Annotated in this window: 2 protein-coding genes; both read right to left on the bottom strand. The window is 58.7% G+C overall.

Annotation, left to right across the window (positions count from 1 at the left end):
• Window positions 1–157: 157 nt before the first annotated feature.
• Window positions 158–1,144, bottom strand: a complete 987-nt coding sequence (locus HMPREF1028_RS06255) for a malate dehydrogenase (RefSeq protein ID WP_009311965.1) — start codon at window positions 1,142–1,144, stop codon at window positions 158–160.
• Window positions 1,145–1,269: 125 nt separating this feature from the next.
• Window positions 1,270–2,649: a DNA repair protein RadA gene (gene radA / locus HMPREF1028_RS06250; RefSeq protein WP_009311963.1), complete on the bottom strand. Its 1,380-nt coding sequence runs from the start codon at window positions 2,647–2,649 to the stop codon at window positions 1,270–1,272.
• Window positions 2,650–2,681 lie beyond the last annotated feature (32 nt).

The raw sequence follows: 2,681 nt of genomic DNA, 5'->3' as shown, positions 1-2,681 counted from the left end.
AACTTCTTCGAGCAGGCGGTCGATGATGTCGGCGGGGGCGTTGTCGGCGTCGATGAGGACGGCGAGTTTTTTGTTGGCCAATGTGGTCATGGGGACTCCGTGGTATTCATGTCAGTCGAGGTCGTCTGAAAACCGGTTTTCAGACGACCTCGATCTATTAAAGCATATCTTGTATGGCGGCGCGTTCTTCTTCCAGCTCCGCCAGTGTTGCGGCGATGCGTTGGCGGCTGAATTCATCCGACAAGTCCAAGCCTTGGACGATGCGGTAGCTGCCTGCGTCGCAAATGACGGGGAAACCGAAAACCAAACCTTCGGGGATGCCGTAAGAGCCGTCGGAGGGGACGCCCATCGTGATCCATTTGCCGCTGCTGCCGAGCAGCCAGTCGCGCAGGTGGTAGATGGCGGCGTTCGCAGCGGAGGCGGCGGACGACGAACCGCGCGCGGCGATGATGGCGGCACCGCGTCCGGCGATTTTCGGCATGAAGACTTCGGTGTTCCAATCGGGTTCGGTAATCATGTCTTGGACGGACTCGCCGTTGCTGGTGGCGTAGCGGTAGTCGGCGTACATGGTCGGGCTGTGGTTGCCCCAGACACACATTTGCTCGATGGAAGGAATCGGGCGGTTGATTTTCTCGGCGACTTGGCTGACGGCGCGGTGGTGGTCGAGACGCATCAGGGCAGTGAAGTTTTCCGGCGGGATGTCGGGCGCGGACTTCATGGTGATGTAGGCGTTGGTGTTGGCGGGGTTGCCGACGACGAGGACTTTGACGTCGCGATGGGCAACTTTGTTCAACGCCGCGCCTTGTACTTTGAAGATTTCGGCATTGGCGTGCAGCAGGTCGGCGCGTTCCATGCCTTGCGTACGCGGGCGCGCACCGATCAAGAGGGCGATGTCGGCATCTTTGAAGGCGACTTCGGGGTCGTCTGTGGCGAAGATGTCGGCAAGGAGCGGGAAAGCGCAATCCTGCATTTCCATAATCACGCCGCGCAATGCCTGCTGCGCCTGAGGCAGGTCGAGCAATTGCAGGATAACGGGTTGGTCGCGTCCGAGCATAATGCCGCCGGCGATACGGAACAGGGTCGCATAGGCAATTTGCCCTGCTGCGCCGGTAACGGCGATGCGGACGGGAGGTTTGAGTGTCATGTTTTTCCTTTTGAAGTCGTTGTTTTACTTGGTTTGCGGATTATAACAGCATTGAGTATTAGAGAATGAAAAGGTCGTCTGAAACTGGGAATAGGATTTCAGACGACCTTTCATGTTGCTGTCTGTCAATTTTCCGCATCGCGGCAGATGTCGATGGCTTCCTGAAGGCTGGAAACGCCGAAGATTTTTAGATTCGGAAACTCTTTTTCGTTGCGCGGCATATTGGCTTTGGGGACGATGGCGCGTTTGAAACCGAGTTTTTCCGCTTCTTTGAGCCGTTCTTGTCCGCGTGCGACGGGGCGGACTTCGCCGCTGAGGCCGATTTCGCCGAAGGCGACCATTTTTTCAGGCAGCGGGCGGTTGCGGAAGCTGGAGAGCATGGCGAGGATAACGGCGAGGTCGGCGGCGGGTTCGCCGATTTTCACGCCGCCGACGGCGTTGAGGAACACGTCTTGGTCGAAGCAGGCGATGCTGCCGTGGCGGTTGAGGACGGCGAGCAGCATGGCGAGGCGGTTTTGTTCGAGGCCGACGGTGAGGCGTTTGGGGGTGAAGCCGTGCGCATCATCAACCAATGCCTGAATTTCGACCAGAAGCGGGCGGCTGCCTTCCTGCGTGACCAAAACACACGAGCCGGGCGTGTCGTCGCGGTAGCTGGCGAGGAAGATGGCAGACGGGTTGGACACGCCTTTCAAACCGTTTTCGGTCATGGCGAACACGCCCAGTTCGTTTGCCGCACCGAAGCGGTTTTTGATGGCGCGTATCATGCGGTAGTTGGAATGTTGGTCGCCCTCGAAATACAGCACGGTATCGACCATGTGTTCCAGCACGCGCGGGCCGGCAATCGCGCCGTCTTTGGTAACGTGTCCGACCAGTATCATGGCGATGCCCATTTGTTTCGCCATACGCGTCAGTTGGGCGGCACATTCGCGCACCTGCGACACGGAGCCGGGGGCGGAGGTGATTTGGTCGGAATACATGGTTTGGATGGAGTCGATGACGACGACTTCGGGCTGATGCTGTTTCAACGCCGCTTGAATGGCTTCCATGCGGATTTCGGCAAGCAGGTTTACGCCTTCGGTGGGCAGTTCTAAACGTTGCGCGCGCAGGGCAACTTGTTGGGCGGATTCTTCGCCGGAAACGTACAGCACTTTGCGGCTTTGCGCCATTTTGGCGATGGTTTGCAACAGTAGCGTGGATTTGCCGATGCCGGGGTCGCCACCGAGCAGGATGACCGCACCATCGACCAAACCGCCGCCCAATACGCGGTCGAGTTCGCCCATGCCGGTCGGATTGCGCGGCACTTCGGTGGCGGTAACGGCGGAGAGGGATTGGACGGTCGAGGTATCCGCCGCCCAAGATTGGAAGCGGGCGTTTTTCGGCTCGGGCGCGGCCAGGCTTTCTTGAAGCGTGTTCCACTCGCCGCAATGCGGGCATTTGCCTTGCCATTTCGGGGAAGTGCCGCCGCATTCGGTGCATTGGTAGATGGTTTTGGGGGCTTTTGCCATGATGTTTTCCCTATGGGATTTTTGAAGTGTGA

It is taken from the genome of Neisseria sp. GT4A_CT1, from assembly GCF_000227275.1.
Lineage (GTDB): Bacteria > Pseudomonadota > Gammaproteobacteria > Burkholderiales > Neisseriaceae > Neisseria.
This window is presented reverse-complemented; position numbering and strand designations above follow the sequence as displayed.

Bases quoted from the DNA above. Each gene is read 5' to 3' on its own strand.
- HMPREF1028_RS06255 (WP_009311965.1), bottom strand. From the start codon at position 1,144: ATGACACTCAAACCTCCCGTCCGCATCGCCGTTACCGGCGCAGCAGGG.
- radA (WP_009311963.1), bottom strand. From the start codon at position 2,649: ATGGCAAAAGCCCCCAAAACCATCTACCAATGCACCGAATGCGGCGGC.